This is a genomic window from Sphaerisporangium sp. NPDC049002, assembly GCF_040649355.1.
Lineage (GTDB): Bacteria > Actinomycetota > Actinomycetes > Streptosporangiales > Streptosporangiaceae > Sphaerisporangium.
The window spans coordinates 1-6,261 of the sequence record NZ_JBEZFH010000313.1 but is presented as its reverse complement, the minus strand read 5'-3'; the positions used below and the strand labels follow the sequence as shown (position 1 = coordinate 6,261).

The window sequence follows — 6,261 nt, the reverse complement described above, 5'->3', positions numbered from 1 at the left end:
GCCCGGAGCCAGGGGCTCCGGGCCGGTCGCGATCAGGGATAGCTGACGAGGTTGGCGACGTTGGTGGAGGAGTTGGACGGGCCTCCGGTGTTGTTGATGATGTGGCTGATGGTGCCGGTGCCGCCCAGGGACACCGTCACCAGGCTGTGGAACCGCACGCCCGGGGTGTTCGGCACCTCGAACGAGTGCGCCTCCACCACGCTGGGGTTGACGTTGAAGTAGGCGTAGCTGCCGAGGCCCCACGCTTCGTGGCTGGTGACCGAGTTGCCCACCTTGTACGCCGCGTACCCCTGGGTGCCGCCGTTCATCCACGCCGCCTGGTTCGGCGGGTCGTAGGGCAGCTCGTTCTGGTAGAAGTACGTGCGCCCGCCGTTGCCGTTCCAGATGGTCTGGTACTGCTGGTAGTGCTCGACGAACAGGCCGTACATCGTCACGTCGTTGCCGTTGACGATCAGGCCGTTGGCGGCGGTGTTGGAGTTCCAGCCGACGCCACTGCCGTGGTCGGCACGCCACAGCCACATGTGGTCGCCGATGACGTTGGAGCTGTTGACGACCAGGCTCTGGCTCGCCTTGCCGACCCCCGCTCCGCCGATCCGGAAGAACATGTCGTGCAGCGAGGTGGGGTTGGCCGCGTGGCTCTGCGAGGAGCCGGACGGCCCGACCTGCATCAGGACCGGCGAGTTGGTGGTGCCGGCGTCGATGAGCAGCCCCGCGACCTTGACCCCGTCGACGTCGGCGACCGACATCGCGGTGACGCCGTTGTCGGGGATCAGCGTGGCCAGGCCGAGGCCGAGCACCACGGTGTCGGCGCGGGTCACCCTGATCGTGTCGCCCAGGTGGTAGACACCCGGGGTGAACAGCAGGTTCTTGCCCTGGGTGAGGGCGGTGTTGATGTCGGCCGCGGAGTTGCCCGGCTTGGCGACGAAGAACTGGTCGATCGGGATGGACGACCCGGCCGGCGCGCCGCCGGTCCAGGTCGTGCCCTGGGAGTTGGTGCGCAGCGCCGGCACGAAGACCTGGTAGGCGCCGGCCTGGTCGACGTAGAGGAACGGCTTCTCCCGGACGACCGGGGTCGTGCCCACCGTGGTGTACGGAGGGTTGGGGAAGCTGCCGGAGGGCGCGTTGGTCACCCCGACGAAGACCATGTTCCAGTTGGAACCCGTCCAGCTTCCCCACTGGGCGTTGCGCGACAGCCACTGCTGCTGCGAGCCGGAGCGCACCTGGCCGTCGATCTTGGAGTCGGCGATGAAGCCGCCGCTCGACCACCCGCCGTCGTCCAGCTGGAGGTTGCCGCGTACGTGCATGCGGCGGTACGGCGCGGCCTGCGAGACCGCCCACCGGTCGGTGCCGGAGGGAGGGGTGACCGAGAGGTTCTCGGCGCCGCGCCAGAAGTTCTGCGTCGCGTTGCCCTGGAACCAGTCGGCCTCGGCGTGCACGCCGCCGTTGATGGTGACGTTGTCGGGCGAAAGCCCAAGGCCCAGAACCTGGGTGTAGAAGCCCACGTTGACGTCGACGTTGTAGGTGCCCGGCTTGAACAGCAGCGCGAACCGGTTACCGCCGAACTGGTTGGTCTCCTGCTGGCTGAACACCGAGTTCAGCCTGCTCTGGATGGTCGACGCCGGCATCGACGGGTCGAAGACGCTGACGTTCGGGCCGAGATCCGGGCCGTTGCCCGGCGGGGGGGTGGTTCCCATGGTGAAGGACTGGGCCGCCGTTCCGTTGCACGTGTACTGCACGAGCTGGACGCTGTCCGCCGTCGAGGCGGCGGGCACGTCCAGGCACTTGCCGCTGTTGCGATTCACGAAATGGTACGACCCACCGGCCTCCTCCACCGGCTGCCACTGCTGGTTGTTGCCGCCGGAGTACGACCACAACTGGATGGGGGCGTTGTCGGCCGTCGAGACGTTGGTGACGTCCCACGCCTGGGCGGCGTTGAGGTTGCTGTTGACGCGGTAGTAGCCGCCGCTGGTCGCCTGGAGCTGCCACAGTTGCGCGCCCGAGCCGTTGCACGCGTACTGCTGCACCGCCGTGCCGTTGGCCGAGCCGGCGGCCCGCGCGTCCACGCACTTGCCGTTGCCCTTGTTCACCACCGTGGTCCAGCCGGTCGGTACGGCCGCCGCCGCCAGGGCGGAGGTCGTGGTGGCTTCGAGGGAGGGGACGGTCGCGGCGCTCGCGCCGGGCGGCGTCACCAGGGACAGGGCGATCGTGGCCAGCGCCGCGAGGATCGCGGGGACCGGATGTCTCACTGACATGAGGCCTCCCGCCTAGAAGCCGGCGGTGATGCGGGTGAAGTCCCAGTTGTTCTGGGAGACGCCGCTGCAGGTCTCCGAGACGCCGCCGCCGGGGCAGGGGCGGTCCCGGTTCACCGACCAGAAGGCCAGCCGGGTCAGGCCCTTGGACTTGGCCCAGTCGCGGATCTGGGTCCAGATCGCGGTGGTGGTGACCTCCGACTGGTCGGACAGGCCGTTCATGCCCGAGATGCCCATGTGCGCGTAGGCCTGCGCGTCGGTCCAGCCCCAGGCGCTCTTGAGGGCGTTCTTCAGGCCCTCGGAGGCGTTGACCGTGTTCTGGTACATGTTGGCGCCGCCGCCGAAGTCGAACGGCATGATCGTGTAGTTGTCGACGGGCACGTTCAGCGCCTTCGACTGGTTGATCAGCCGGATGCCGTCTCCGGTGGGGCCGCCGGTGCCGGTGCCGAAGGTGAGGGCGATCTTGACGTTCGGGTTGTTCTGCTTGACGATCTTCAGCCCGCCGAGGATGCGGTCCTGGACCGTGTAGTTGGAGAACTCGTCGGTGTTCTCGATGTCGAAGTCGACCACGGCCGGGCCGACGGCGTTGATGACCTGCTGCACGGCGCCGGCGAAGGCGGAGGACGAGGAGCAGTTCGGGCCGAGCTTGTTGCCCGACCAGCCGCCGAAGGAGACCTGCACACTGCCGCCCGCGCCCTTGATGGCCGAGATCGTCTGCGCGTCGACACCGCCGGTCAGCGGCCGGGAACCGTCCCACATCGGGTTGCAGCCGCCGCCGGACAGGATGAAGGCCATGGTGAACGCCTTGACCCCGGTGGCGCTCATCACCGAGGTGGCGCTCGGCGGGCTTCCCCAGCCCATGTACAGGTACGGCGCGCCGGGCATCTTGCCGGCCGGGGGCGGGGGCGTGGTGCCGCCGCCCGGCAGGGTCCACTTCTGGTTGGCGCTCGCGAAGCAGTCCCAGATCTGCAGGGGGGTGCCGTCGGCGGAGCTCGGGCCGGTGGCGTCGAGGCACTTGCCGAGGGCGCGCAGGGTGCCGTCGGATCCGGCGGTCCAGGACTGCGCCGCGCTGCCGTTGCAGTCGTAGATCTGGACCTTCGTGCCGTTGGCCGTGCTCGCGGCGTTGACGTCGAGGCACTTGCCGAGGGCGCGGATGGTGCCGTCGGTGCCGACGGTCCACTGCTGGGCGGCGCTGCCGTTGCAGGTGTAGAGCTGGACCTGGGTGCCGTTGGCACTGTTGGCCGCGGCGACGTCGACGCACTTGCCGCCGTAGCCGGTGATGGCCTTGCCGCCGGTGCCGCCGCCCGACTGCGTTCCCGACCAGGTGAAGGTGGCCGAGGTCTTGGTGGGCAGGCTGTAGGTGAACGACTGGCCGCCCCAGTTGACCTTGACCGACTGGGTGCTCCCGGTGGTGTTGTACGCGATGAGCGCCTTCGACCCGTCCGGGTTCTTCCACGCCACGTTCTTCACCGAGGAGTTGGCGGTGGAGTCGACGCGGTACGCCCCGGGCTTCACGAACTTGGTGAGGTGGCCCATGGTGTAGTACTCGATCGTGTAGTCGACCTGTCCGCTGCGGGCGTCACCGTTGTGGACGGTGATCAGGCCGGTGCACGTGCCGCACCCGCCGTTGTGCGGGCCCTGGTTCTGGTCGACGGCGAGGCTCCACTTGACCCAGCTACGGTCCCAGTTCCGGGTGTAGTCGATCAAATTGTTCATGTCCTCGGTCTGCTGGTCCGGGATCCAGTTGCCGCCCGAGTGCTCCGTCATGTACGCGTTCACCTGCGGATACTGGTTGTGTACCGTGGTCTGCGTGGTGACGTCGCCGCCGTACCCGTGCCAGGCGATCCCGCCGAACAGCGGGTCGTTGCGGATGGCCGTGTCGGCCAGCAGCGGGGCGGCCCAGGTGTTGTAGGCGTCCCAGTTCCAGTCGTTGACGAGCGTCCTGGTGGTGATCCCCGCGCTGCGGAAGGCCGGCCACAGTGCGCTCTTGATGAAGTACTGCAGGCCGGAGGTGTTCCAGTTCATCGACGGGTACCCGGCGCAGCACGTGGGCTCGTTCTGCGGCGAGACGTAGTCGATGCGCACCCCCTGGGCCTGGTAGGCCTGGATGTACCTGGCGAAGTACTCGCCGTACATGCCGTAGTACTGCGACTGCAGCCAGCCCTGGCTCCAGGCGTTGTTGTCCTTCATCCAGGCCGGCGAGCTCCAGGGCGAGGCCATGATCTTCAGCGCCGGGTTGAGCGCCTTGGCCTGCTTGGTCAGGGGCAGCACGTCGGCGAGGTCATGGTTGATCGAGAACCCCGTCAGGTCGCAGCACGTGTCGTCGTAGGAGTAGCTGGACCGGGCCAGGTCGGAGGACCCCATGGGGTTGCGCACGAAGCTCAGGCCGATGCCGTTGCTCGGGTCGAACAGCTTCTGCATGACGGCGGTGCGCGTGCTCGCGCTCAGCGCGCCGCTGCTGTTCATCAGCCAGGCGGCGGTGTCGGTGAACGACGCGCCGCCGCCCTCGAACTGCTGGTAGGTGGTGTTGTCGTTGACGGTGATCGTCTGGGACGCCGAGGGGCTGGTGGCCGCGAACGCCACGGGCGCCTGCTGCTGGAGGCCCCTGGTCACCGTGCGGCCCCCCGAGTCGGAGGTCGTCGTGAGCCAGATGTTCACGGTCTCGCCGGCCGCCTGCGCGGCCGGGGCCTGAGCGACACCCAGCCCCACCCCTGCCAGCAGCAGGGCGAGGGGCAGGGCCAGCCTGGATCTTGGGAAGGGCATGCGGATCTCCATCTGGAGGAGGAGTGAAGACCTGCCGTACGGCCCTGCCCGGCATCGCACTGGCGTGAAGCAGTGGTAACACGCCCGAAACGGGGGCGCAACGCCTATCCCCGGATTAAATTCACGATGTGAAAAAAAGCGCCCGGCACCTGAGGCCGTTCACTCGGTGCCGGGCGCCCGCCTCTACGAGGCCTGCGGGCGGGCCACCAGCGCGGCGACCCGTGCCGCCGAGGTGCCGAGGCCCGTGGGCGGGAACGCGAAGTCCTCCGGCGCGCCGGCCTGCCGGGTGCGGCGGAGCTCGGCCTCGGTGTACCGCGCGCACCTGCGGTGCCATTCGAGGATTCCCGACATCCATTCCTTGAGGTCGTCGGCGTGACGGGTGAGGATGGCGCGGGCGGTCTCGTCCAGGGCGTACTCGTCGAACAGCTTCGGCAGGTCGTTGGCGACGATGTGCTCGAACTGCCGCATGCGCGCCTCCATCAGGTCGGCGACGATGTCGCGTGCCTTCCACCGGTCGACGTCGAGGAAGTGCTCCACCACCAGGACCAGGTTGTGGATCTCGCCCTCGAACTCGATCTCCTTCTGGTAGGAGAACAGGTCGTTGGTGAAGCACGCGTAGTCCTGCGCGGCGGTGTCCAGCTCGCGCATCACCCGGGTCTGGTAGATGCCCGGCGGCAGTTCGTCGGTGTGCGCGAGCCGGGCCAGGCTCATCGTCATGTCGGACCCGAACGTCTTGCGGCGCATCTCGACGTAGTCGATCGGGTCGGGGATGCGGTGCAGGGCCTGGTTGGCCACTTCCCACACCCAGCTGGAGGTCATGTCCTCGACCGCCGTGCGGAACTGCCGCCGGGCGGAGAGCTCCATCGGCCCGGCGGTGCGCCGCCACAGGTCGGCGAGGCCGCGCTCGACGGGGTTCGACGGCTCGGGGGTGGCCCCGGCGTCCAGCGGCATGAAGGCGGGCAGCCGGTCGTTGCACAGCTTCGCCCCGGCGACGTCGTGAGTGGTCCCGAACACCAGCGGGAAGTAGTCGTCACCGTAGGTGCCCCAGGCCAGCCAGTCGGACGAGAGGTCGAGCTCGCCGGGGCTCGCGTCGGCGTGGATCATGGCGGCGCAGTGCGCGAAGTCGAAGCCGACGAAGCGACGCTCGTCCCAGACGCCGCCGAGCTCCACGCCGGGCACCGAGTCGAACATGCCCATCTCGCGCGCCCAGCCGACCGCGTGGCCTCGCGCGCCGTCGATGTGCGGGCTG

At 68.7% G+C, this 6,261-nt stretch carries 2 protein-coding genes and 1 pseudogene; all 3 read right to left on the bottom strand.

The genetic code is table 11. From position 1 onward, the window contains the following. Positions 1 to 32: 32 nt before the first annotated feature. The gene (locus AB0B89_RS34115) at positions 33 to 2,252 is read right to left on the bottom strand and encodes an RICIN domain-containing protein (protein WP_358561165.1); all 2,220 of its coding nucleotides are present in this window, start codon (positions 2,250 to 2,252) and stop codon (positions 33 to 35) included. 12 nt (positions 2,253 to 2,264) lie between these two features. Next, entirely contained in the window at positions 2,265 to 5,012 is a 2,748-nt protein-coding gene (locus tag AB0B89_RS34110) for a ricin-type beta-trefoil lectin domain protein (protein WP_358561162.1), read from the bottom strand. Between the two features lie 183 nt (positions 5,013 to 5,195). Continuing rightward, a pseudogene (locus AB0B89_RS34105) lies at positions 5,196 to 6,261 on the bottom strand (germacradienol/geosmin synthase); the annotation flags it as partial.

Excerpts from the sequence above, each read along its gene's own strand:
- AB0B89_RS34115 (WP_358561165.1), bottom strand. The coding sequence starts at position 2,252 with ATGTCAGTGAGACATCCGGTCCCCGCGATCCTCGCGGCGCTGGCCACG.
- AB0B89_RS34110 (WP_358561162.1), bottom strand. The coding sequence starts at position 5,012 with ATGCCCTTCCCAAGATCCAGGCTGGCCCTGCCCCTCGCCCTGCTGCTG.